At 43.1% G+C, this 24,830-nt stretch carries 22 protein-coding genes, 1 pseudogene and 1 riboswitch; of the genes and pseudogenes, 21 read left to right on the top strand and 2 right to left on the bottom strand.

Annotated features, from left to right (window positions below):
* Window positions 1-36: 36 nt before the first annotated feature.
* Window positions 37-1,482 (bottom strand): UDP-N-acetylmuramoyl-L-alanyl-D-glutamate--L-lysine ligase, encoded by a 1,446-nt coding sequence (locus FKX92_RS00465; protein ID WP_149565194.1) that lies wholly within the window; start codon window positions 1,480-1,482, stop codon window positions 37-39.
* Window positions 1,483-1,568: 86 nt separating this feature from the next.
* Between FKX92_RS00465 and FKX92_RS00470 the strand changes: the two genes are divergently transcribed.
* The 14 genes and pseudogenes from FKX92_RS00470 (at window position 1,569) to FKX92_RS00540 (ending at window position 17,393) form a co-directional block, all read left to right on the top strand.
* Window positions 1,569-3,197, top strand: coding sequence for a putative polysaccharide biosynthesis protein (locus FKX92_RS00470; RefSeq protein ID WP_149565195.1), 1,629 nt, complete (start codon window positions 1,569-1,571; stop codon window positions 3,195-3,197).
* Window positions 3,198-3,293: 96 nt separating this feature from the next.
* A complete protein-coding gene (locus FKX92_RS00475; RefSeq protein WP_125351232.1) occupies window positions 3,294-4,451 on the top strand; it encodes a cystathionine gamma-synthase in 1,158 nt (385 codons plus the stop codon).
* A 1-nt stretch (window position 4,452) separates the two neighbouring features.
* A complete protein-coding gene (locus FKX92_RS00480; protein ID WP_149565196.1) occupies window positions 4,453-5,619 on the top strand; it encodes a MalY/PatB family protein in 1,167 nt (388 codons plus the stop codon).
* Between the two features lie 75 nt (window positions 5,620-5,694).
* Window positions 5,695-5,851, top strand: a riboswitch (M-box (ykoK) riboswitch).
* A gap of 150 nt (window positions 5,852-6,001) precedes the next feature.
* Window positions 6,002-6,613, top strand: a complete 612-nt coding sequence (locus tag FKX92_RS00485) for a glutathione S-transferase family protein (RefSeq protein ID WP_032912400.1) — start codon at window positions 6,002-6,004, stop codon at window positions 6,611-6,613.
* 157 nt (window positions 6,614-6,770) lie between these two features.
* Complete coding sequence (gene mgtA, locus FKX92_RS00490; RefSeq protein ID WP_149565197.1) at window positions 6,771-9,431, top strand: magnesium-translocating P-type ATPase; 2,661 nt, start codon at window positions 6,771-6,773, stop codon at window positions 9,429-9,431.
* Between the two features lie 97 nt (window positions 9,432-9,528).
* On the top strand, window positions 9,529-10,158 hold the full coding sequence (upp, locus tag FKX92_RS00500; RefSeq protein ID WP_149565198.1) for a uracil phosphoribosyltransferase: 630 nt from the start codon (window positions 9,529-9,531) through the stop codon (window positions 10,156-10,158).
* Between the two features lie 123 nt (window positions 10,159-10,281).
* A pseudogene (locus FKX92_RS00505) lies at window positions 10,282-10,881 on the top strand (ATP-dependent Clp protease proteolytic subunit); the annotation flags it as partial.
* Between the two features lie 160 nt (window positions 10,882-11,041).
* Window positions 11,042-11,311 carry a YlbG family protein gene (locus FKX92_RS00510; protein ID WP_149565199.1) on the top strand — a complete coding sequence of 90 codons (270 nt, stop codon included), beginning with the start codon at window positions 11,042-11,044 and terminating at the stop codon, window positions 11,309-11,311.
* Between the two features lie 88 nt (window positions 11,312-11,399).
* Window positions 11,400-12,560, top strand: coding sequence for an ABC transporter substrate-binding protein (locus tag FKX92_RS00515; RefSeq protein WP_002894677.1), 1,161 nt, complete (start codon window positions 11,400-11,402; stop codon window positions 12,558-12,560).
* A gap of 241 nt (window positions 12,561-12,801) precedes the next feature.
* The gene (locus tag FKX92_RS00520; RefSeq protein WP_002897070.1) at window positions 12,802-13,671 is read left to right on the top strand and encodes a branched-chain amino acid ABC transporter permease; all 870 of its coding nucleotides are present in this window, start codon (window positions 12,802-12,804) and stop codon (window positions 13,669-13,671) included.
* Window positions 13,672-13,674: 3 nt separating this feature from the next.
* Entirely contained in the window at window positions 13,675-14,628 is a 954-nt protein-coding gene (locus FKX92_RS00525) for a branched-chain amino acid ABC transporter permease (protein ID WP_002914606.1), read from the top strand.
* Window positions 14,628-15,392, top strand: coding sequence for an ABC transporter ATP-binding protein (locus FKX92_RS00530; protein WP_002913262.1), 765 nt, complete (start codon window positions 14,628-14,630; stop codon window positions 15,390-15,392). The genes FKX92_RS00525 and FKX92_RS00530 overlap by 1 nt, the downstream gene beginning before the upstream one ends.
* The gene (locus tag FKX92_RS00535; protein WP_002894681.1) at window positions 15,392-16,102 is read left to right on the top strand and encodes an ABC transporter ATP-binding protein; all 711 of its coding nucleotides are present in this window, start codon (window positions 15,392-15,394) and stop codon (window positions 16,100-16,102) included. The genes FKX92_RS00530 and FKX92_RS00535 overlap by 1 nt, the downstream gene beginning before the upstream one ends.
* Window positions 16,103-16,736: 634 nt before the next feature.
* The gene (locus tag FKX92_RS00540) at window positions 16,737-17,393 is read left to right on the top strand and encodes a CBS domain-containing protein (protein WP_002894682.1); all 657 of its coding nucleotides are present in this window, start codon (window positions 16,737-16,739) and stop codon (window positions 17,391-17,393) included.
* 33 nt (window positions 17,394-17,426) lie between these two features.
* Here FKX92_RS00540 and FKX92_RS00545 read toward each other — a convergent pair whose 3' ends face one another.
* Window positions 17,427-18,314, bottom strand: coding sequence for a YitT family protein (locus tag FKX92_RS00545; protein ID WP_060976684.1), 888 nt, complete (start codon window positions 18,312-18,314; stop codon window positions 17,427-17,429).
* Between the two features lie 312 nt (window positions 18,315-18,626).
* Here FKX92_RS00545 and tmk point away from each other — a divergent pair, with 312 nt between their 5' ends.
* The 7 genes from tmk (at window position 18,627) to FKX92_RS00585 (ending at window position 24,733) form a co-directional block, all read left to right on the top strand.
* Entirely contained in the window at window positions 18,627-19,265 is a 639-nt protein-coding gene (gene tmk / locus FKX92_RS00555) for a dTMP kinase (protein WP_149565200.1), read from the top strand.
* A complete protein-coding gene (locus FKX92_RS00560) occupies window positions 19,262-20,152 on the top strand; it encodes a DNA polymerase III subunit delta' (protein ID WP_149565201.1) in 891 nt (296 codons plus the stop codon). The genes tmk and FKX92_RS00560 overlap by 4 nt, the downstream gene beginning before the upstream one ends.
* A 24-nt stretch (window positions 20,153-20,176) precedes the next feature.
* On the top strand, window positions 20,177-20,494 hold the full coding sequence (yabA, locus tag FKX92_RS00565) for a DNA replication initiation control protein YabA (protein WP_002894690.1): 318 nt from the start codon (window positions 20,177-20,179) through the stop codon (window positions 20,492-20,494).
* Between the two features lie 2 nt (window positions 20,495-20,496).
* The gene (gene rsmI, locus FKX92_RS00570; protein ID WP_149565202.1) at window positions 20,497-21,366 is read left to right on the top strand and encodes a 16S rRNA (cytidine(1402)-2'-O)-methyltransferase; all 870 of its coding nucleotides are present in this window, start codon (window positions 20,497-20,499) and stop codon (window positions 21,364-21,366) included.
* Window positions 21,367-21,451: 85 nt separating this feature from the next.
* On the top strand, window positions 21,452-22,216 hold the full coding sequence (locus tag FKX92_RS00575) for a DpnI domain-containing protein (RefSeq protein WP_149565203.1): 765 nt from the start codon (window positions 21,452-21,454) through the stop codon (window positions 22,214-22,216).
* Window positions 22,217-22,453: 237 nt separating this feature from the next.
* Window positions 22,454-23,545 (top strand): 3-phosphoserine/phosphohydroxythreonine transaminase, encoded by a 1,092-nt coding sequence (gene serC / locus FKX92_RS00580; RefSeq protein ID WP_149565204.1) that lies wholly within the window; start codon window positions 22,454-22,456, stop codon window positions 23,543-23,545.
* A 12-nt stretch (window positions 23,546-23,557) separates the two neighbouring features.
* Window positions 23,558-24,733 carry a 3-phosphoglycerate dehydrogenase family protein gene (locus tag FKX92_RS00585; protein WP_149565205.1) on the top strand — a complete coding sequence of 392 codons (1,176 nt, stop codon included), beginning with the start codon at window positions 23,558-23,560 and terminating at the stop codon, window positions 24,731-24,733.
* Window positions 24,734-24,830 lie beyond the last annotated feature (97 nt).

The raw sequence follows: 24,830 nt of genomic DNA on the forward strand, positions 1-24,830 counted from the left end.
AACGACAATAAAAAGGCGATATCCACGCCTTTTTTCTTATAAATACTTTTCAGCAAGAGCATAGTCTCCTGGATAAGTTACTTTTTCTCCTTCTACGATTTGGTAAGCATCTGCTCCTTTACCGGCCAGAATGACGGCATCTCCCTCTCGGTCTGTCAGACTGAGAGCTTTTTTGATTGCTTCTTCTCGGTTGGCTATTTTGTCCACTGGATAGGAGATGTAGGATGCGATTTCCTCCGCAATGGCTAGAGGATCTTCATAGTTGGGGTCATCCGCGGTTAAGATGACAGTTAGCTCAGGATGCTGATTAAGCAGGAGACCGAAGTCTTTGCGGCGGCTTTCACCCTTGTTGCCGGTAGCACCCAAGAGGAGGATAATCTTACCCTTTTGGTGTTCCTCTACCACAGACAGCAGGTTGCTTAGGCTAACACCATTGTGAGCGTAGTCAACGAAGACCTTGGCGCCGTTTTTCTGAGTCAGAACTTCCATGCGGCCTGGGACTCGGGTTGCGGCAATCCCTTTTTTGATGTCTTCGAGGCTAGCACCTAGACGCAGACAGGCAAGACCAGCCGCTACTGCATTTTCTTGATTGAAGTGGCCAATGAGCTGGATATCATAGTGGCCAGCTAATTTACCAGCAGCTTCAAAGCTGAAAGCCTGAGAATCTATGATGGTATTGCTTGAGCCTGCTCCATAGAAATCGTGTTCCATAGAAGCGACTTGCTCTTTCACGATTTGGAAATGGTCCATGTCGCTATTCACGATAACTGCTCGGCTATGGTCCATCAAGAGCCGCTTATTGTAGAAGTAATCTTCAAAGGTCGGATGCTCAATCGGACCGATATGGTCGGGGCTGATATTGAGAAAGACACCGACATTAAAGGTTAGGCCATAGACCCGTTTCTTGAGATAAGCCTGACTGGAAACTTCCATGATGAGATGAGTCCGACCATTGGCTAAGGCTTGGGCCATCATTTTAATGAGATCCAGACTCTCTGGTGTAGTCAGAGTTGACTTGAAGAAGGTCTCGCCATCCAAAGTAGTGTTCATAGTCGAGAGCAGGGCAGGCCGATGGCTTTGAGAAAGGATCTGATAGGCAAAATAAGCTGTAGTTGTCTTGCCTTTGGTGCCAGTAAAGGCAAGCAGTTTGAGCTTTTTCTCAGGATGGCCGTAAAATTCCATGGCTAAGAGACTCATGGCCTGTTTGACATCGTTGACCAAGAGGACTGGAATGCCCACTTGAAAGTCTGTCTCGCTGATATAAAAGCGCAGGCCAGCTGAGACGGCTTTTTCTAGAAATTCTTTCTTAAAAGCCTCACCCTTGACAAAAAAGAGGGTAGAGGCATCCGCTTCCCTGCTGTCATAGCTGATACTATCGAAAGTCAAGCCGCTGTAGGAGAAGAAGTATTCTCCGCCTTTGACAATATCACGAAAATTATGGTCTTCTTTTAAAATAGCTAATACGGTTTCAATTTTAATCATAAATCTATTGTAAACCTTATGGCTGGGTTTTACAAGAGGCAAGGAAAAGTTTATAATAAAAGAAGAATAAATAGAAGAGGTTTTCTATGAGCCAAGAAACAACAAGCCAGCAGCAGCAGATGCTGCGGGGAACTGCCTGGCTAACTGCCAGCAATTTTATCAGTCGTCTTCTGGGTGCCATCTATATCATTCCTTGGTATATCTGGATGGGCAAGCACGGCGCCGAGGCCAACGGCCTTTTTACTATGGGCTACAATATCTATGCCTGGTTTTTACTGATTTCGACAGCCGGCGTGCCAGTGGCAGTAGCCAAGCAGGTGGCTAAGTACAATACCATTGACAAGGAAGAGCACAGTTTCACTCTCATCCGAGAGTTTCTCAAATTTATGCTGCTTTTGGGAGCTGTCTTTTCAGTGATTATGTACCTGCTCTCACCAGTTTTCGCTTCTATGTCTGGCGGTGGTTCAGACTTGGTGCCAGTCATGCAGAGTCTGTCTTTGGCTGTTTTGATATTCCCATCAATGAGCGTTATCCGAGGTTTTTTCCAAGGGTTTAACAATCTCAAGCCTTATGCCATCAGTCAGATTGCGGAGCAGGTCATTCGGGTTATCTGGATGTTGCTGACAGCCTTTTTCATCATGAAAATCGGTTCTGGCAACTATGTAGAAGCGGTTACCCAGTCTACCTTCGCCGCCTTTATCGGCATGTTGGCTAGCATGGCTGTCTTAGCCTTCTATCTCTGGAAGACAGGTATGCTGACTTCTATCCTTCATAAGTCTGCCAATGCAGGGGAGATCAATAGCCGTGCCCTCCTCTGGGATACCATCCGAGAAGCCATTCCTTTCATTATCACAGGATCTGCCATTCAGCTTTTTCAGATTATTGACCAAAATACCTTTATCCATGTCATGGGTTGGATTAGCAAGTACAGCAAATCCGAGTTGCTGGTTCAGTTTGCCTATTTCTCAGCCAATCCTAATAAAATTACCATGATTTTAATTGCCGTGGCTACCTCTATCGGCGGTGTCGGGATTCCGCTTTTGACCGAGAACTATGTCAAAGGTGATTTCCGATCGGCTGCCCGCTTGGTGCAGGACAATCTCAGCATGCTGATTTTCTTTATCTTGCCAGCAACCATTGGTGCTGTTTTGGTAGCGGAACCTCTGTATACCGTTTTCTATGGTAAGCCAGACGGCTTAGCACTGGGACTTTTCATCTTTGCTATGCTGCAGACCATTATCCTCAGTCTATATACGGTGTTGGCTCCGATGATTCAGGCCCTCTTCCAGAATAGAAAGGCGATTATTTACTTCCTGTATGGAGTAGGAGTCAAGTTGGTGCTGCAAGTGCCCTTGATTTATATTTTCAAAGCTTATGGACCTCTTCTTGCGACGACGATTGGTCTGATTATCCCAATCCTGCTCATGTATCAGGAAATTCGCAAGGTAACAGGTCTGAATCCTAAGAACCTCTTTAAGCGGAGCCTCCTGTCAGTGATTCTGACGGTTCTGATGACCATCTTTGTCTTGGTGGCAGAGCTTCTTATCGGTCTCTTCCTTCATCCAAGCGGACGGATTTCCAGCTTTGCCTATATCGCTCTGATTGGCGGTATCGGTCTTGCTGTCTATGGCGGTCTGGCGCTCAAAGTTCGCCTTATGGATCGCTTTATCGGTTCAAAAGCAGCTAGTTTGCGTCGACGCTTTCATATCTATTAAAAAGCCACTAGGCTTTTTAATTTTTAGCTTTGCTTTTCTAAAACATCAACATTATAGTTTCAAACTATAGCTAGCTCTTGGAAAGAAAAAAGATAAATGTTTTCAAAAGATGTTACAATAGAGGGTGAAATATTAGCGAAGGATTGGAAGGTTAATATGAGTAAGGACATAAAATTAAATACACTACTGGCTCAGGCTGGGGTTAAAAAAGATGAAACAACCGGTGCTTTGACAACACCCCTGCATTTTTCAACGACCTACCAGCACCCTGAATTTGGTCAGTCAACAGGTTATGACTATACTCGAACCAAGAATCCAACGCGGGTTAGCTTGGAAGAGACTCTGGCTGCTATCGAAAGTGCAAATTATGCTCTAGCGACTAGCTCTGGTATGTCGGCTATTGTGCTGGCCTTTAGTGCCTTTCCAGTTGGCAGCAAGGTTTTGGCTGTTCGGGATCTCTATGGTGGCTCTTTTCGCTGGTTTGCTCAGGCTGAAGCAGAAGGGCGCTTTGCCTTTACCTATGCTAATACAGAAGAAGAACTACTGAACAATCTGACAGAGGATATAGATATTGTTTATATCGAGACACCGACCAATCCTCTTATGGTAGAGTTTGACATTGCTCGCATTTCCCAAGCAGCTCATGAGCGAGGAGCAGCTGTCATTGTGGACAATACCTTCTACAGTCCTATTTATCAGAGACCGCTGGAGGATGGAGCTGATATTGTTCTGCACTCTGCAACCAAGTATCTGGGCGGGCACAATGATGTCTTGGCTGGAGCCATCATGACTAATGATGCTGCTATTTATGACAAGCTATACTATAACCTCAATACAACTGGGCCAGTCCTGTCTCCTTTTGACAGCTATCTGCTTTTGCGCGGTCTCAAGACATTGGCTTTACGCATGGAGCGTTCTACTCAGAATGCACAAGAAGTAGTCGCTTTTCTGAAGCAATCTCCTGCGGTAAAAGAGGTTCTCTATCCAGGCAAGGGTGGTATGATTTCCTTTAAAGTTATGGACGAAGGGAAGATTCCTCATCTCTTAAATAGCCTGAAAGTCTTTACCTTTGCGGAAAGTTTGGGTGGAGTAGAGAGCTTGATTACCTATCCGACGACCCAGACTCACGCAGACATTCCGGTGGAAGTGCGTCATTCTTATGGTTTGACTGATGATTTGCTGCGCCTGTCAATTGGAATTGAGGATAGTCGAGATTTGGTAGACGATTTACGTGCAGCCTTGGAGAATGAATAATATGGGAAGATATAATTTTGAAAAAGCCCCCTGTCGTGTAGGGCATCATACTTATAAATGGAAAGAAGCGGAGAAGGACAAGGAAGTCCTGCCAGCTTGGATTGCAGATATGGATTTTGAAGTCCTGCCTGAAATCCAGCAAGCTGTTCATGACTATGCTAATCAGTTAGTCTATGGCTATACCTATGCTAGTGAAGAGCTAATCAATGCTGTTCTAGATTGGGAGCGAGATGAGCACGACTATACCTTTGATCGGGAAGCCTTGGTATTTATAGAAGGAGTTGTTCCTGCTATTTCAACAGCTATCCAAGCCTTTACCAAGGAAGGGGATGCTGTCCTAATCAACACTCCTGTTTACCCACCTTTTGCACGCAGTGTCAAGCTCAATAATCGTCAGCTTATTACCAATTCTTTGATAGAGCAGGATGGTCTCTTTCAGATTGACTTTGAGCAGCTAGAGCGGGACATTGCAGACAATGAAGTCAAGATTTATGTTTTGTGTAATCCTCATAATCCCGGAGGTCGAGTTTGGGAACGGGAGGTGTTAGAGAAAATTGGCCGCCTCTGCCAAAAGTACGGCGTCCTCCTGGTCTCAGACGAAATCCATCAAGATTTGACGCTGTTTGGCCATGAACATCAGTCTTTCAATACTGTCTCACCTGACTTTAAGGACTTTAGTCTGATTTTAGCCAGTGCAACTAAGACCTTTAATATTGCTGGGACCAAAAATTCCTATGCAGTGATTGAGAATTCAAGCTTGCGGCATCAGTTTAAAAAGCGCCAGTTAGCCAACAACCAGCATGAAATTCCTGGTCTTGGATTTTTAGCGACAGAAGCAGCCTATCGATACGGTTGGTCTTGGTTGATGGAGCTCAAGGAAGTTCTTGAGAAGAATGTGAATTTTGTGGTTGATTATTTTGCCAAGGAAGCGCCGCGTCTGCGGGTCATGAAGCCTCAAGGGACTTATCTGATTTGGCTGGACTTTTCAGATTATGGCCTGACAGATGACCAGCTTTTTCAGCTGCTACGAGAAGAGGCAAAGGTCGTCCTGAATAGAGGAAGTGATTTTGGTCAAGAAGGCAAAGGTCATGCCCGCTTAAATGTTGCTGCTCCAGAGACCATGGTTGAAGAAATCTGCTCCCGTATTGCAGAGGTATTGCCAAAATAAATCAAAATATTTTTGAAATTTATCTCAAGCGAGAAAAGATGATTGACAATCCTTTGAAAGAGGAGTATAGTAATAGTGGAAAATCGGTAGGTGAGGCTACCATAAGGATACGGATGACTACCGCAAAGCAGTGGAGACACTACTCGTTGGTTAACAGTCCTGATCGCCAAGGTCAAGACTAAGCTCATTTCATCGCCTTATGGAGTTAAAGCTTGAACGGTGAATGCTTGCTTTATCTGTGCTTAAAACAATGAAGCAAATAACCTGACATGCAAACAACCCTGCTGAGAAATTGGCAGGGTATTCTTTTTTGTTGAAAATATTTCAAGAGAGTAAATAGTTGATTGGCCTGCCTCTTAAGAAAAAAGAAGGAGGAATAGTGATGAAGTTTTGGTATTCTAGTACCAGTCCTTTTGCGCGTAAAGTATATGTTACAATTTTACATCATCATTTAGAGGAGCAAGTGGATATTCAGAAAGTTCAGGTGGCTTTTGATAGAAATTCACCGCACAATCAAGATAATCCTTTAGGTAGAATTCCTGCTTTTCAAGCTTCCAGTGGAGAATGGTTATATGGTAGTGATTTAATTTCTCAATATTTAGACGAACTAGGTCAGGAAGTCTCACTTTTCCCCAATGGAATGGATAAATGGCATGTTTTAAATATACTGTCCATTGCTGAAGGAATTTTGGAAAATACAATGCCGATTGTTGCGGAAAAATTTTTCCATGAAAAAGAACATTGGTGGAAAGACAGACATCAGCAAATTGAAGAGAGAAATATACGGAGTTTGTCTTTGTTAGAGAAACTGGCTACTGAGCAAGGGCTCTCTTTAAATATTGCAACAATCCAAGTAGTTGCTCTTGTAGATTGGTGGAATTTACGTGAAGAAGTTATTGGATTTTCTTTAAAAGAAAATTTTCCAGAATTGCAAGATTGGACACAGAAGATGAATGCCACTTTTGACGTCTTGCAGGCATCTTGGGACTTTTAATTGTTTTTATAAATTAAGAAAGGAGACACGCGATGCAAATTGACGATTATCCGGAACCGCACATACACAGCCAATCGCTGATTTGTGTCGTTCTGTCCTCATAAAGTGATTGGTTCCTGTGTATGAAATTTATCAATCATACATCAAGGAGAAACCAATGAAAACAGTAAAAGAAAGATTAGTTGCTGCGCTGCAGCTTCCTGTAACAGAAACTCTGGCATTTTACAAGAGTTCCTTTCGTGGCCTGACAGAAGAGCAGGTCGAAGAAAATCGTGACCTTTATGGTGAAAATATCATCACAAAGGGTCAGGAAGACTCTATTCTAAAGAAAATTTACGAGTCTATCATTAACCCCTTTACAGTCATCTTATTGGTGATTGCCCTCGTGTCCTTAGTGACCAATGTTTGGCTGGCTAAGCCTGGTGAGGAAGATCCGACGACTTCCATCATCATTGTTGTTCTAGTGCTGATTTCTGGAGGCATTCGTTTTGTTCAGGAATTGCGGAGCGACCGCGCTGCTAGCAATCTGTCTCAGTTGATTGTCAACACGGCTACGGTTATCCGTGAAGGAGCAGAGCAGGAACTGCCGATTGATGAGCTTGTTGTAGGAGACATCATCAAACTTAGTGCTGGAGACATGATTCCTGCAGATGTACTGCTGCTGGATTCGCGTGATTTCTTTGTTCAGCAGTCCGGCCTGACAGGCGAAAGCGATGCAGTAGAAAAGGTCTGTCTGGCCAAGTCGGATGGGCAAAATCTAGATAGCCTTTTAGAAACAGAGTCGCTGGCTTTTATGGGAACCAACGTTATTTCCGGAAGAGCTACAGCTCTGGTGCTGGTGGTTGGCGATGAGACCATGATGGGAGCCATTGAGCAGACGCTTAACACCTATGATGAGCCGACCTCTTTTGAGCGCGAGATGAATAGTATCTCCTGGCTTTTGATTCGTCTGATGCTCGTCATGGTTCCGGTCGTGTTCTTCATAAACGGTCTGACTGACGGTGACTGGCTGGAAGCAGGTGTCTTTGCTCTCAGTGTTGGAGTCGGCCTGACTCCAGAAATGCTGCCTATGATTATCACAGCGAGCCTGGCTAAAGGTTCTATTATCATGGCTCAGGAAAAGGTCGTGATTAAGAAGCTGAATGCCATCCAAGACCTAGGAGCTATTGATATCCTTTGTACGGATAAGACGGGCACACTGACCCAAGATGAGATTGTGTTAGAATACCCGCTGGATATTCATGGAGATTTGGACTTAGCAGTGCTCCGTCGTGCTTTTCTCAATTCCTACTATCAAACAGGTCTCAAAAACCTCATGGATCGGGCCATTATCAACCGGACGGAGAAAGAAGCAGAAAAGCATGAGATTGTCCGTAATCTAGACCAAACCTTTAAGAAAATTGATGAACTGCCCTTTGACTTTGAACGCCGTCGCATGAGTGTCATTGTCAAGGATGATGAAGATGTTATTAGCATGGTGACCAAGGGGGCCTTGGAGGAAATGCTGGCTATCTCTAGCCATGTAGAATACAAGAAACGCATTACGGAATTGACTGAGGAGATTCGTCAGGAAATCCTTGCGGAAGTGGCTCAACTCAATGAGCAAGGGCTGCGTGTGCTTGGTGTTAGCTACAAGTCAAACTTAGAAGAAGATTACGACTATGAAGTCAAGGATGAATCTAACATGATTTTGACGGGCTATCTGGCCTTTCTAGATCCACCTAAGTCATCTGCGGCTCCAGCTATTGAAATCTTGGCTGAGTACGGCGTTGCTACTAAGATTTTGACCGGTGATAATGATAAGGTGACCCAGGCAGTTTGTGAAAAGGTTGGGTTAGATGTAGATAATATCTTACTAGGTGTAGAGGTGGATGCCTTATCTGATGAAGAATTGAGTCAGGCAGTGGAGCATACAACGGTTTTTGCCAAGCTCTCACCTGACCAAAAAGCTCGGATCATTCTCCAACTCAAGGCTAATGGCCACAAGGTTGGCTACATGGGTGATGGTATCAATGATGCACCTTCTATGAAGGTAGCAGATGTGGGTATTTCTGTTGATACAGCTGTCGATATTGCCAAGGAAACAGCAGATGTCATTCTGCTGGACAAGGACCTTATGGTTCTGGAGAAAGGTCTGGTAGAAGGACGCAAGGTCTATGCCAATATGACCAAGTATATCAAGATGACAGTCAGTTCCAATTTTGGGAATATCTTTTCTCTCCTCTTTGCCAGTATCTTTCTGCCTTTTCTGCCTATGGCACCAGTTCATCTGATTGTCCTCAATCTAGTTTATGACTTGTCTTGTATCGCTCTGCCCTTTGATAACGTAGACAGTGAATTTCTCAAGAGACCACGGATTTGGTCTGCTAACTCTATTACCCGCTTTATGTCTTGGATTGGGCCTATCTCATCCATTTTTGATGTTTTGACTTACTTGGCCCTTTACTTTATCATTGTTCCTATGATAACAGGAAGTAGTTATCAAGCTGGTACTGAGCAAGCGGCAACCTTTATCACTCTTTTTCAAACAGGCTGGTTCATTGAGTCTATGTGGACCCAGACCATGGTCATCTACATGCTGCGCTCACCTAAGCTGCCATTTGTGCAAAGCCGTCCTGCTTTATCCGTTATTGTGACGACCATGGCAGCAGCTCTCTTTGTTACTTCCTTGCCATACAGCCTCTTTGCGCCACTTCTGAAGACAGCTCCGCTGAATGGCACTTATTTCCTTTTCCTCTTCTTGATTATTGCGCTTTATATGGTTAGTGTAACTCTTGTTAAACACCTTTATATCAAGCGCTATAGAGAATGGCTGTAAGATGAAGAAAATCTTTGAAAAGGCTTGCTTATAGCAAGCCTTTTCACACTTTTTTTGATATAATAAGAAGAATAAATTGAAAGAAGGAAATCCAATCATGGGAAAACTTGAAGTTATCGCTCATCCACTAATTCAGCATAAATTGTCTATCTTGCGTCGTACAGATACCTCTACCAAGGCTTTTCGTGAATTAGTTGATGAAATCGCAATGCTCATGGGATATGAAGTTTTGCGCGATTTACCACTTGAAGATGTAGAAATTGAAACACCAATTACGAAAACAGTCCAAAAGCAGATTGCAGGAAAAAAATTAGCTATTGTACCCATCCTGCGGGCTGGTATTGGCATGGTGGATGGACTTCTGAGCTTGGTTCCAGCAGCTAAAGTTGGGCATATCGGAATGTACCGTGATGAAGAAACTTTGAAGCCGGTTGAGTATCTGGTCAAGTTGCCAGAAGATATTGACCAACGTCAGATTTTTGTTGTAGATCCAATGCTAGCTACGGGTGGTTCTGCTATCTTAGCTGTGGATTCTCTGAAGAAACATGGTGCTAGCCATATTACATTTGTCTGCTTGGTTTCAGCGCCTGAAGGAGTAAAAGCCTTGCAGGAAGCTCATCCAGATGTTGATATTTTCACAGCTGCTCTGGATGATCATCTCAATGATCATGGTTATATCGTACCAGGACTAGGAGATGCAGGAGATCGTCTTTTCGGGACCAAGTAAAAGTTTCTATTTGACCTTTTTTGACCAAAAGGATATAATAGTCTCGTAATTTGAAATTCTATTCCCCTAGTTTGATAGAAAAATTTAAAAATAGTTTGATAGAAAAATTTAAAAAGAGAAAGAGAGAAAACTATGATTCCTGTAGTTATTGAACAAACCAGCCGAGGAGAACGCTCCTATGATATTTACTCCCGGCTATTAAAAGACCGCATTATCATGCTGACTGGCCCAGTAGAGGACAATATGGCTAATTCAGTCATTGCCCAGCTCCTTTTCTTGGATGCACAGGACAATACTAAAGATATTTATCTCTATGTAAATACGCCGGGGGGCTCCGTTTCAGCAGGTCTGGCTATTGTGGATACTATGAACTTCATCAAGTCTGATGTTCAGACCATTGTTATGGGTGTAGCTGCCAGCATGGGAACAATCATTGCTTCCAGTGGTGCTAAGGGCAAACGCTTCATGCTTCCAAATGCAGAATATCTGATTCACCAGCCGATGGGCGGAGCTGGAAGCGGCACTCAGCAAACGGATATGGCCATTGTAGCTGAACACTTGCTTAGAACTCGTAATACCTTGGAAAAAATCTTAGCTGAAAACTCTGGCAAGTCCGTTGAGCAAATCCATAAGGATGCGGAACGCGATTACTGGATGAGTGCTCAGGAAACCTTGGAATACGGCTTTATTGACGAAATCATGGAAAATAGCAATCTGAGCTAACAGAGGAGGAGCCAAAAGCGGCTCCTTTTTTGCTGTTTTAAATTTGTTAGTCTGTCAACACTAAGTGTTTTAAGCTAATCATAAAGCTTTTCAGGGCTAGTTTTTTTGCCCTATCTTTGCTATAATCATCTAAGAACTACATGGACCGGAAAGGAGTTTTATGATAGAGAGAGAAGAAAGAGTGGGCTTGATTGTCTATCTTTACTATAATCGAGATGCCAAAAAGCTGGCTAACTTCGGTGATATTATTTATCATTCTAAGAAGCATCGCTATCTGCATCTCTATGTCGATCAAGAGGACGCCCAGAACTTACAGGAGAATCTGCCCAAGGAACGCTATGTTAAGCAAGTTCGGATATCTCACATAAAAGAACTAGATCAAAACTTTGTTGGAAGCCTGTATAGAGAACAAGAAAACGTTATCATTTGATAAAATTTCTATAAGGGGTTGACAATTGTCAGATAATTCGATATATTCTTACTATATCATCAATCAAATCACTTAAGGAGATTTCGGAATGAAGAAAAAATTTGCACTATCCTTAGTAGCTTTTGCTAGTGCGGCTCTTCTCGCAGCTTGTGGAGAAGTATCCAATAACAACTCAACAGCAACTGGTACAGAAATTGGCGATACGATTAAATTTGGTTTTAACTTTGAAGAATCAGGTGAAGTAGCAGCCTACGGTACAGCTGAACAACATGGTGCTCAGTTGGCCGTTGATGAAATCAACGCTGCTGGTGGCGTAGATGGCAAGAAGATTGAAGTTACTGATAAGGATAACAAATCAGAAACTGCTGAAGCATCTACCATCACTACTAGCTTGGTTACCCAAAGTAAGGTAAATGCAATCATTGGCCCTGCGACTTCTGGAGCGACAGCTTCAGCTACTGCAAATGCTGCTAAAGCAGGTGTGCCAATCATTACACCAAGTGCGACACAGGATGACCTGACCAACAAGCAAGATTATCTTTACCGTGCAACCTTTATTGATAGCTACCAAGGTAAAATCATTTCTAAGTATGTTACTGACAACTTGAAAGCTAAGAAAGTCGTTCTTTACTACGACCAATCTAGTGACTACGCTAAAGGAATGGCGGATGCCTTCAAGAAGGAGTTCAAGGGTGAGATTGTAGCAACAGAAACTTTCCAATCCAAGGATACAGACTTCCAAGCTGCTTTGACAAAGATTAAGGGCAAAGAATTTGACGCTCTGGTTGTTCCAGGTTACTATACAGAAGCTGGTAAAATTGTCAATCAAGCGCGTGGTTTGGGTATCGACCAAACAATCGTTGGTCCTGATGGCTTTGGTGATGCTAAGTTTGTTGAGCAAGCAACTCCAGCTGCAGCTACAAATGTTTACTATGTATCTGGCTTTACAACTTCTGGTGAAATGTCAGAAAAAGCTAAGAAGTTTATTGAAGCATACAAAGCTAAGTACAAAGAAGAGCCTTCTATGTTTGCAGCTCTGGCATATGATTCTGTTTATATGGCAGCAGAAGCAGCTAAGGGTGCTAAAACTTCTGTAGATATCAAAGACAACTTGGCTAAGCTTAAAGATTTCGATGGAGTGACTGGTTCAATCACTATTGATAAAGACCACAATCCAGTGAAAACAGCTCTGATGATTGGCTTGAAAGACGGTCAAGTAGATACTGTAGAAACAGTTAAAGCTGAATAATAGTTACGAGGCTGGGGCTATCCCAGTCTTTGACTTGTTTTCTATTTCTAGTTGCTTGAGCAAGTTAGTAGATGATTTCTTTATAAATCTACGGATTTGAGAGAGTATTGTTTTATAATCTATTCTTCTTCGTTTCTCAATCAACTATTATTCGTATTTTGGGAGTGGGATGATAAAATCACGACCTAGTCTGCTGATTTTTCTCCCATTCCTTATTTTATTATAGAAAGAGTGGTGTCTAATGCTCCAACAATTAGTCAACGGTCTAATCCTGGGTAGTGTTTATGCGCTTCTGGCTTTGGGTTATACCATGGTTTATGGGATTATTAAGCTGATTAACTTTGCCCATGGCGATATCTATATGATTGGTGCCTTTATGGGTTATTACTTGATTAATATCCTGAAGTTTAATTTCTTCCTTTCTCTTATTTTAGCGATGATTGGGACAGCGATTCTTGGTGTGGTTATTGAGTTTTTAGCCTATCGTCCTCTGCGAAATTCGACTCGGATTGCGGCTTTGATTACAGCCATTGGGGTCTCTTTTCTTCTTGAGTATGGCATGATTTTCTTTGTCGGTGCCAATACCCGTTCCTTCCCGCAGGTTATTAAAACAGTACGCTTTAACTTAGGACCGATTTCTATCTCAAATATTCAGTTGCTGATTTTGGGAATTTCGATTTTCCTCATGGTGGCTCTGCAGTTCATCGTGCAGAAGACAAAGATGGGTAAGGCTATGCGTGCTGTGTCCGTAGACAGTGATGCTGCTCAGCTGATGGGAATCAATGTCAATCGAACAATCAGCTTCACCTTTGCTTTGGGGTCAGCTCTTGCAGGAGCTGCTGGTGTTCTAATTGCCCTTTACTATAATTCATTGGAGCCTTTGATGGGGATGACTCCAGGGATCAAGTCCTTTGTAGCGGCCGTTCTAGGTGGTATTGGAATTATTCCTGGTGCTGCGCTTGGTGGCTTTGTTATCGGTCTTTTGGAAACTTTTGCGACAGCGCTTGGACTATCTGATTTCCGTGATGCCATTGTCTATGCGATTTTGATTGTCATTCTTCTGATCCGTCCAGCTGGTATCCTCGGTAAAAATGTGAAAGAGAAGGTGTAAGGTATGAAAAAGAATTTAAAGATAAATATTTTCTGGCTTGGCCTTGTCTTAATTGGCTACTTGCTGATGACAGTATTGGTTAGTGCCGGTGTTCTCAATGCGTTTTACATTCAAATCTTAGAGCAGATTGGGATTAATATTATTCTGGCTGTGGGGCTTAATCTCATCGTCGGATTCTCAGGCCAATTCTCTCTTGGCCATGCTGGCTTTATGGCTATCGGTGCCTACGCTGTAGCGATTATTGGCTCTAAATCGCCAACATATGGAGCTTTCTTCATTGCTATGCTGGCTGGAGCTATCATTGCTGGTATTGTGGCTTTAGTAGTTGGTTTGCCGACCCTGCGACTTAAAGGGGACTATCTCGCGATTGCAACTCTTGGTGTCTCAGAGATTATCCGTATTCTGATTATTAATGGCGGTACTTTGACTAATGGCGCAGCTGGTATCCTATCCATTCCGCCCTTTACTTCTTGGCAGATGGTCTATGTCTTTGTTGTTATCACAACTATTTTGACCTTGAATTTCCTGCGCAGTCCTATCGGTCGCAGTACTCTGTCTGTCCGAGAGGATGAGATTGCTGCCGAGTCTGTTGGTGTTAATACTACTAGAATCAAAGTGACAGCCTTTGTCTTGGGAGCTATCACGGCTTCTATTGCTGGTTCTCTTCAAGCTGGCTTTGTTGGATCAGTTGTTCCTAAGGACTATTCCTTTACCAACACTATCAATATCTTGATTATTGTCGTTTTTGGTGGTCTAGGATCGATGACTGGAACCATTGTGGCTGCAGTAGTATTGGGAGTTCTCAATATGTTGCTACAGGATGTATCCAGCATTCGGATGATTGTCTATTCTTTGGCCTTGATCTTGGTCATGATTTTCCGTCCTGGCGGACTTTTAGGAACTTGGGAGCTCAGCTTGTCTAAGCTCTTCAAAAAGAATAAGGAGGTCAAAGAATAATGGCACTTCTTGATGTGAAAAATCTAACTAAAAACTTTGGTGGTTTGACTGCTGTCAGCGATGTGACCTTGGAACTCAACGAGGGCGAGCTGGTTGGTCTGATTGGCCCTAATGGTGCAGGAAAAACGACCCTTTTTAACCTCTTGACTGGTGTTTATGAGCCTAGTGAAGGAACAGTGACACTAGATGGTCATTTGCTCAATGGTAAGGTACCTTACAAGATTGCTTCTTTAGGTCTAGGGCGGACTTTCCAGAACATCCGGCTCTTTAAGGACCTTAGTGTTTTGGATAATGTTTTGATTGCCTTTGGTAATCATCATAAGGCTCATGTGTTAGCTTCTTTCCTCCGCCTGCCAGCTTACTACAAAAACGAAGAAGAACTCAAAGCTAAGGCTTTGGAGTTGCTGAAAATTTTTGACTTGGACAAGGAAGCAGAAACCTTGGCTAAGAACTTAGCTTATGGTCAGCAGCGCCGCTTGGAAATTGTTCGGGCCTTGGCAACGGAGCCTAAGATTCTTTTCTTGGATGAACCGGCTGCGGGAATGAACCCTCAGGAGACAGCTGAGCTGACTGCATTGATTCGACGGATTAAAAATGAATTTAACATTACTATCATGCTGATTGAGCATGACATGAGTCTGGTAATGGAAGTTACTGAGCGCATCTATGTGCTGGAATACGGCCGCTTGATTGCGCACGGAACACCTGATGAAATCAAGAATGACAAACGCGTTATTGAAGCATATCTAGGAGGTGAAGCCTAATGTCCATGCTTAAAGTTGAGAATCTCTCTGTCCATTATGGCATGATTCAGGCTGTCCGTGATGTCAGCTTTGAAGTAAATGAAGGAGAAGTCGTTTCCCTGATTGGTGCCAATGGCGCTGGAAAAACGACCATTCTCCGCACGATTTCAGGCTTGGTTCGTCCAAGTGCTGGTAAAATTGAATTTGTAGGCAATGAAATTCAAAAAGTTCCTGCTCAAAAAATCGTAGCAGCTGGACTTTCGCAAGTACCAGAAGGCCGTCATGTCTTTCCAGGTTTGACCGTTTTGGAAAATTTGGAAATGGGCGCCTTTCTCAAAACAAATCGAGAAGAAAATCAAGCCAATCTCAAAAAGGTCTTCTCTCGTTTCCCACGCTTGGAAGAGCGTAAAAACCAAGATGCTGCAACCCTTTCAGGTGGTGAGCAGCAGATGCTGGCTATGGGACGGGCTCTGATGTCTACGCCTAAGCTTTTGCTCTTAGATGAGCCTTCTATGGGCTTGGCGCCAATCTTTATCCAGGAAATCTTCGATATTATCCAAGATATCCAGCGGCAAGGGACAACAGTTCTTTTGATTGAGCAAAATGCAAATAAGGCTCTCTCTATCGCTGACCGCGGTTATGTCCTTGAAACAGGCAAAATCGTTTTGTCCGGAACTGGCCAAGAGCTCCTCGCTTCTGACGAAGTCCGCAAAGCATATCTAGGTGGCTGAAACAATCCGGTGGACTGTTTCAGGTTGCTGATGAGAATTCGCGAGAGCGAATTTTCTTCAAAATGTCTGGGAGACATTTTTAGGTTGTTGATAGAAAGTTACGATAGTAACTTAACATTTAGAAAAGGTCCAATGGACCTTTTTAAGTTGCAGATAAAGAAAACAAGGTTTTCGTCAAGATGCCCGGTGGACTGTTTCAGGTTGCAGATGAGAATTCGCGAGAGCGAGTTTTCTTCAAAATGTCTGGGAGACATTTTTAGGTTGTTGATAGAAAGTTACAGTTGTAACTTAACATTTAGAAAAGGTCCAATGGACCTTTTTAAGTTGCAGATAAAGAAAACAAGGTTTTCGTCAAGATGTCCAGAGGATTGTTTCAGGTTGCAGATGGGAATTCGCGAGAGCGAGTTTTCTTCAAAATATCTGGGATACATTTTGAAAAGGTCTGCAGTACCTTTTTTCTTCTCTTGGATGTTAAGCTAGTATAGTTGACCATTTCCTATCTTCAATTTTTCCAATCGCGGGATTTTTCTAAATTTTGAAAACTTAGGCAAAGACCTTGGAAGCGTTTGAAATCCGCTGCAAAATAAAGTATAATAAGTATAAGAATTATGGATAGGAAGTAGAGGGAACTTTTATGGCAGTTAAAGATTTTATGACGCGTAAGGTGGTTTATATCAGCCCAAATACTACGATTGCTCATGCGGCAGATATGATGCGTGAGCAAAAACTCCACCGTCTGCCAGTGATTGAGAATGACCAATTAGTGGGACTGGTGACAGAAGGAACGATTGCAGAAGCTAGTCCATCTAAGGCAACGAGTCTATCCATTTATGAGATGAACTATCTTCTCAACAAAACAAAAGTTGGTGATGTTATGATTCGTGATGTGGTCACAATCTCTCAGTTTGCCAGTCTGGAAGATGCGACCTATCTGATGCTGAAAAATAAGATTGGTATCTTGCCTGTCGTAGACAATGAGCAACTTTACGGGGTTATCACTGACCGTGATATTTTCAAGGCTTTCTTAGAAGTATCTGGCTATGGTGAAGAGGGAGTCCGTCTGCGCTTTGTCACTGAGAATAAGGTGGGGGTTCTTGAGCAGATAATCCGTCTTCTGGTGGAAGAAAATCTCAACATCTCCAATACCGTCAATATCCCACGCAAGGATGGCAAAGTCGTCATTGAAGTACAGTTAGCTGGTAATATAGATACAGCTCTTCTCAAGAAAAAATTTGAAGAGCATGCGATTGAGCTGGCTGAGATTACACATACTGCTGCAAAAGCTTTATAAGCGATAAAAAAGCCTCATCATTAGATGAGGTTTTTAACGTACAATAGGTTGTTTGTTGGCATCTAAAGTGAAGCCTTCACCCAAAATCTCATGGGCTTCGGTAATAGTAGTAAAGGCAAATGGATCGACTTGGTTAATAAGTTTCTTCATTTGTTGCATTTCGTTACGGGAAACAACACAGTAGACAATCTGGAGATCCTGCTTGCTATAGAAGCCTTGCCCCTTGAGGAAGGTCACTCCACGATCCAGCTTGTTATTGATAGCTTCAGCCAGTTCTGCCGGTTTGCTGGTAACGATAAGGAATCCCTTGCCGGCAAAACCTCCTTCTGCGATCAGGTCAATGACGCGCGAGGTGATAAAGACAAACATCAGGGTATAAGACACCATGCGTAGGTCTTTGAAAACAAGGAGAACCAAGGTAATGACTACAAAATCAACAGTCAGCATGAGTTTGCCCATGGAAATGCTAGTGTATTTATTAAAGATGCGGGCTACAATGTCAGTACCGCCCGTCGTTCCGCCAGCATTGAAGATGATGCCCAGTCCAATCCCCAGAACAATCCCTGTTCCAAGACAGGCCAGTAAAACATCCCCGTCCAGAGCTGAGAGAAAATAGTTTTGCAAGTGTTTGGAGGCAGGTAGGATTTCAAAAATCTTGAGCCAAGCAGACACGGAGAAGGTTCCCAGAATGCTGAGGTAGAGGGTTCGCGAGCCCAGTAGCTTCCAAGCAATAATAAAGAGAGGAATGTTAATAATCAGGTTGGTCGTCGAGACAGGGATTTTGAACAGATAGTAGGCAATCAAGGTCAGACCCGTCGCACCACCTTCATATAAATGAAAAGGAATGACCAAATAATGAATCCCAAAAGAAAAAATTCCAGCCCCAAAAATGATGGCCAGTACGTTTTTTAATTTAAACATAACATCCTCCTAAATCTATTTCCAGAAATTTATTCTGAATATATTTTACCAAAAATTTAGCCTTTGTGAAACACTTTGAAAAAATTTTTAAAGTCTTTTCTTATGATGGGCTTTTAGCTTTTTTTTTGGTAAAATAAACAATAGATAAAAAAGAGTAGGATGAAAATAATGAGCTGACGAATTCGGCTCTTATTAGGCTGCTCAGTAATGTGGACGGACTCTGAAAAGTAGATTATATCAAGCTTTAGGGCAAGTCTTATGTGTATTTTCTTATAAAGAACAAAAAATAGAAGTTAGAGATTAAAAGTAAAGATGAAAAATGGTATTTTGATTTCGCTGGAAGGTCCGGAAGGGGCTGGAAAGTCGAGTGTGTTGGAAGCCTTGCTTCCTTTTTTGAAAAATTATGGCACTGGTCTTATTACGACGCGGGAGCCGGGCGGCGTCCAGATTGCGGAGGCCATTCGCGAAGTGATTTTGGAACCTAGTCATACGGCTATGGATGCTAAAACTGAGCTCTTGCTGTACATTGCCAGCCGCCGTCAGCACTTGGCTGAGCGGGTTTTGCCAGCTTTAACGCAAGGAAAGCTTGTCTTGATGGACCGTTTTATCGATAGTTCAGTTGCCTATCAGGGCTACGGACGGGGTCTGGATGTAGCAGACATTGAATGGCTCAATCGGTTTGCGACAGATGGACTCAAGCCTGATTTGACCCTCTATTTTGATATTGATGTGGAAGAAGGGCTGGCGCGGATTGCTAGGAGCGAGAGTCGAGAGGTGAATCGGCTTGATCTGGAGGGTTTAGACTTGCACCAGCGGGTTCGCCAGGGCTATTTGGCGATTCTTGACAAGGAGCCTGAGCGCTTTGTCAAGGTGGATGCCAGTCAACCACTAGATAAGGTAGTGGCTGATAGTTTGGCCATCATTCAGGAACGATTTGGGAATCCGTCATGAAGATAAAAGATTTACAGCAAAGCCAGCCCAGCTTGTTTGAGCAGTTTCAGCATATTTTGGAACAGGGGCGGCTTAGTCATGCCTACTTGTTTACCGGAGCTTTTGGCAGTTTTGAAATGGCCCAAATCCTGTCCCAGAGTCTCTTTTGTGAGAATAAGCAAGGCGTCTGGCCTTGTCAGTCCTGTCGTTCTTGCCGTTTGATTGCAGAAGAAGATTTTTCTGATGTAACGGTGGTGCGACCAGTTAATAACATTATCAAAACAGACCGGGTTCGGGAGCTGGTCCGAAACTTCTCTCAAAGTGGTTTAGAAGGCAGTCGGCAGGTTTTCATTATCTGCGAGGCGGATCGGATGCACGTCAATGCAGCCAATTCCTTGCTCAAAGTCATTGAGGAACCGCAGAGTGAGATTTATATCTTTCTTCTGACTGCTGATGAACAGCTGATTCTGCCGACGATTCGAAGTCGGACTCAGGTTTATCATTTTTTGAAAAATACAGCTGCTCTGCAGCACAGTTTGGAACAGGATGGCTTGATTAAAAGTCGAGCGGAGCTACTAGCTGCTTATAGTCAGACTCAGTCAGAAGCGGCTAGCTTGGCTCATAATAATGCCTTTTATGAATTAGTCAGCGAATGCGAGCGCTTTGTCAAGGATTTTCAGACTCGCTCCAGTCAGGCATTTCTGCAGGTTTCATGTCTGGCAAAGCTGGCTGATGATAAGGAGAAGCAGGAACAGATCTTCAAGCTCTTGGAAGTGTTATTTTATAAAGAGATAGCAACAGAAAGCGGTCGACAGGCCTTGGAGCAGCTTTTGCTGGCTCGGAAGATGTGGCGGGCCAATGTATCTTTTCAAAACGCCTTAGAATATATGACTTTGAAGGGAAAGTAACAAGAGGCAGCACAGGAGTATAAAATGGATAAAAAAGACTTATTTGACGCCTTGGATGATTTTTCACAGACGCTTTTAGTGACCCTTGCTGAGGTGGAGGCTGTCAAGAAAAATCTCAAGAGTGTGGTAGAGGAAAATATTGCTCTGCATCTGGAAAATGACAAGCTGAGGGAGCGCTTGGGAGAGGTGGAGAAAGAAGCTCCAACCAAGACCAAGAAAAACCGGGATAATCTGCGTAAGCTTTATTATGACGGCTTTCATGTTTGTACGGATTTCTATGGTCAGCGCAGGGAGAATGACGCGGAGTGTATGTTCTGCGATGAATTGTTATTTAGGGAGTAGCGATGCAGGTTCAAAAAAGTTTTAAGGGCGAAACTGCCTACGGCAATCTTTATCTGGTCGCGACTCCTATCGGTAATCTGGATGATATGAGTATCCGTATGGTCAATACCCTGAAAGAGGTTGACAGGATTGCGGCTGAAGATACGAGAAATACGGGCCTTCTGCTCAAGCATTTTGGGATTGAGACCAAGCAAATCAGTTTTCACGAGCACAATGCCAAGGAGAAAATCCCCGTTCTCTTGGACATGCTTCAAAGCGGAAATGATATAGCCCAGGTTTCAGATGCTGGTCTGCCCAGTATTTCTGATCCTGGACATGATTTGGTTCAGGCAGCGCTAGAAGCTGGCATTACTGTAGTACCGATTCCTGGTCCTAGTGCTGGAATAACAGCCTTGATTGCCAGCGGCTTGGCTCCCCAACCGCATATTTTCTATGGCTTTCTGCCTAGAAAGGCTGGCCAGCAGAAGGAATTTTTCACTAGCAAAAAATCCTATCCTGAGACTCAGATTTTCTACGAATCCCCTCATCGGGTTCGGGCGACGCTGGAAAATATGCTGGCGGTTTATGGTGACCGCCAAGTCGTCTTGGTGCGCGAGCTGACTAAGATTCACGAGGAGTATCAGCGAGGGCTGATTTCAGACTTGTTGGCTTATACGGCTGAACATCCGCCTAAAGGAGAGTGTCTCTTGATTGTAGCTGGAGCGGAAGAAGATGCTCTTCAAGACATATCTCAAGAGCAGATCCTAGCTGAAATTGATCTTTTAGTTGAAGCCGGCAGCAAAAAAAATCAGGCCATCAAGGAAGTAGCCAAGAAATACGGCAAGAACAAGAGCGAGCTCTATGCGGTTTATCATGAACTAAGAGAAAGTTGAAGACTTTAAAAATGCGTGTAATCATGGTTCCTGCTGTCAAATTTTTATAGTAGGTTGTTGATGTTTATCTTACTTCGAGGTTCTTATGCAATTACAGTTTAACTTAGCTTTAATTAAAAATTATAAAAGCAACAGTCAAAAGGCTCGTGTTTTGACAGAAGATTGGGTTGCTCGTCATAGCTATTGCCCAAATTGTGGTAAAAGTCCTTTGAAACACTATGAAAATAATCGCCCTGTTGCAGACTTCTTTTGCCAGAGGTGTTCAGAAGAATTTGAACTAAAAAGTAAAAAGGGAAATTTTTCTTCTATTATCAATGACGGTGCTTATGCAACTATGGTTGAGAGAGTACAAGCAGATAATAATCCAAACTTTTTCTTTTTGACCTATTCGGAAACTTATGAAGTTCAAAATTTTATAGTCCTTCCCAAGCAATTTATAACAGTTGACACTATAATTAAGAGGAAGCCACTTGGTCCGACGGCAAGACGAGCGGGATGGGTAGGCTGCAATATCGATTTGTCACAAGTGCCGTCAAAGGGAAGAATATTTCTAGTTAAAAATGGTCAGATTAGAGAGCCTGAACTAGTGCATAAAGAATTTAGAGAGACCTTATTTCTTAGAAAGCAATCTTTTGCTACTAGGGGATGGTTGCTGGAAATTCTCAAATGCTTGGATAAAATCAAGGAGAAAGAGTTTACACTTGAAGATATGTATTCTTTTGAGGAGAGTTTAAAACTTATTTTCCCTAACAACCATCATATTAAGGACAAGATTCGCCAACAATTACAATTGCTAAGAGATAAAGGGATGATAGAATTTATTGGAAGAGGAAGATATAGGAAGTTATGAAAATTGATTAAATACTTTCTATAGAAATTAAATCTGTAATTTTTCTACGTCTTCAGACTTAGTAATCCTGACTTAAACTCAGGATTTTTTTGTTATCTAGATTAGACAGTTGGTTTTGCTTGTCCATAAGTCAACAATGTTCGGGAATTGACTAAAAAAGTGCTTGATTTCTGAAATAAAATAGATATTTTCTAAACTTTGTGATATGATATACAAAATAAATTTTGGAGGTAGGATATGACGATTTACAATTTTTCTGCTGGACCGGCAGTATTGCCCAAGGAAGTCTTGAAAAAAGCTCAGGCTGAGTTTTTAGACTATGCCCAAAGTGGCATGAGTGTGATGGAGCTGTCCCACCGATCCAAGGAATTTGACGATATTATCAAAGAAGCTGAGAGCTTGCTACGTCAGCTCATGGATATTCCGGACAATTACCGCGTGCTCTTTCTGCAGGGGGGAGCTTCTACTCAGTTTAGTATGATTCCGCTTAATCTAGCCCAAGGCGGCAAGGCCTACTACCTAGTAGCTGGATCTTGGGGAAAGAAAGCTTACACTGAAGCAGTCAAGCTGTCTAAGTTCATTCCATTTGAGCCTATTCTTTTGGCTTCATCAGAGGATTTAAATTACACGGAAATTCCTTCTTTTGATGAGAAGGAGATTGATCCGCAGGCGGCTTATGTGCATCTGACAACCAATAATACTATTGAAGGAACGGCTATTTATGATCTGCCAGCGACCAATGGCGTACCGATTGTAGCGGACATGTCTTCTAATATCCTGGCTGCTCAGTACCGAGTAGAGGATTTCGGTTTGATTTATGCTGGGGCTCAGAAGAATATCGGACCTGCCGGCGTGACAGTTGTCATCATCCGAGAAGACTTGCTGGATGACGAACCAGTTCTATCTAGCATGTTGGATTACCGCATTCAGGCGGATAATGGCTCTCTTTACAATACACCACCTACTTTCGCCATCTATATGGCCAAGCTGGTTTTTGAGTGGGTCAAGGAGCTAGGTGGCGTAGCAGAAATGGAAAAGCGCAATCGTGAAAAATCTGGCCTTTTGTACGACTTCATTGAGCAGTCTGACTTTTATCGTAGTCCAGTCCGTTACAAGGAGCAGCGCTCAGTCGCCAATATTCCCTTTGTGTCTCCTAGCCCAGAGCTGGATGCCAAGTTTAACAAAGAGGCTGCTGCAGCAGGATTTAAGAATATCAAGGGGCACCGCAGCGTAGGCGGCATGAGAGCTAGTCTCTACAATGCTTTTCCGCTTCAAGGTGTCAAGGACTTGATTGTCTTTATGCAGAAATTTGAAGAAGAAAATTCTTAAGAGAGGGAAATTATGGTCTTTAGTGTCAAAACCTTTAACAATATCAATCAAATCGGGCTCAAGGAGCTGGGCAATGCTTTTCAGATTGACGGAGACAAGTCTGACAATCCGGATGCTTATATCCTGCGTAGTCAAAACCTGCATGGCCAGGAATTTCCAACTAATCTAAAAGCCATTGCGCGGGCAGGCGCTGGAACCAATAATATTCCTGTCGATCAGGCAACGGCTCAGGGAATTGTGGTCTTCAATACGCCAGGAGCTAATGCCAATGCGGTAAAAGAAGCAGTCTTGGCTTCTATTCTTCTATCTGCCCGTGACTATATCGCAGCTAACAGTTGGGCTAACGGGCTTTCTGGTGATGATGTTCCCAAGCAAGTAGAAGCTGGTAAGAAGCAGTTTGCTGGGACAGAGATTTCAGAAAAGACTCTGGGAGTCATTGGGTTAGGAGCTATCGGCGGCCGTATTGCTAACGATGCCTATCGTCTGGGGATGAACGTCCTTGGCTATGATCCTTATGTATCCATTGAAACGGCTTGGAATATCTCTAGCCATGTCAAACGGGTAGCAGACATTAAGGAAATCTTTGAGAAGAGTGATTATATCACTATCCACGTCCCTCTGACTGAGGATACACGCGCTACTTTCGATCAGGCTGCTTTTGGTCTTATGCAAAAGGGAACAACCCTCATCAACTTTGCTCGTGGCGAGCTGGTGGATAATGCTGCCCTCTTTGAAGCCATAGATGCTGGTGTAGTCAAGCGCTATATCACAGACTTTGGTGTAGAAGAGCTGCTCCGTCATCCACAGATTACTGTCTTTCCGCATTTGGGTGGCTCGACAGAGGAAGCTGAGCTCAACTGTGCCATTATGGCTGGGAAAACCATCCGACGCTTCATGGAAACGGGCGAGATTATTAACTCAGTGAATTTCCCTAATGTCCGTCAGGCTCTCTCAGCGCCTTATCGGATTACCTTGATTAACAAAAATGTACCGAATATTGTGGCTCGAATTTCAACAGCGGTCAGTGATTTGAATATCAATATTGACAATATCATCAATCGTTCCAAGGGGGATTATGCCTATACTTTGCTGGATCTGGATGAATCGGATGAAAGCAAGATTCAGGAGCTGGTTGATAAATTTGAGAATAGCGACAATATTGTGCGCGTGCGTTTGATTAAGAAATAACCGAGAAATAGACAGTGTTTCTTTATGGAATGCGTCTTTACCAGCCGATGAGCCTTTCGCTTGTCGGCTTTTTCTAATGAGTCTCGGCTTGACAAGA

The sequence above is a fragment of the Streptococcus sanguinis genome (assembly GCF_008329445.1).
Classification (GTDB): Bacteria; Bacillota; Bacilli; order Lactobacillales; family Streptococcaceae; genus Streptococcus; species Streptococcus sanguinis_O.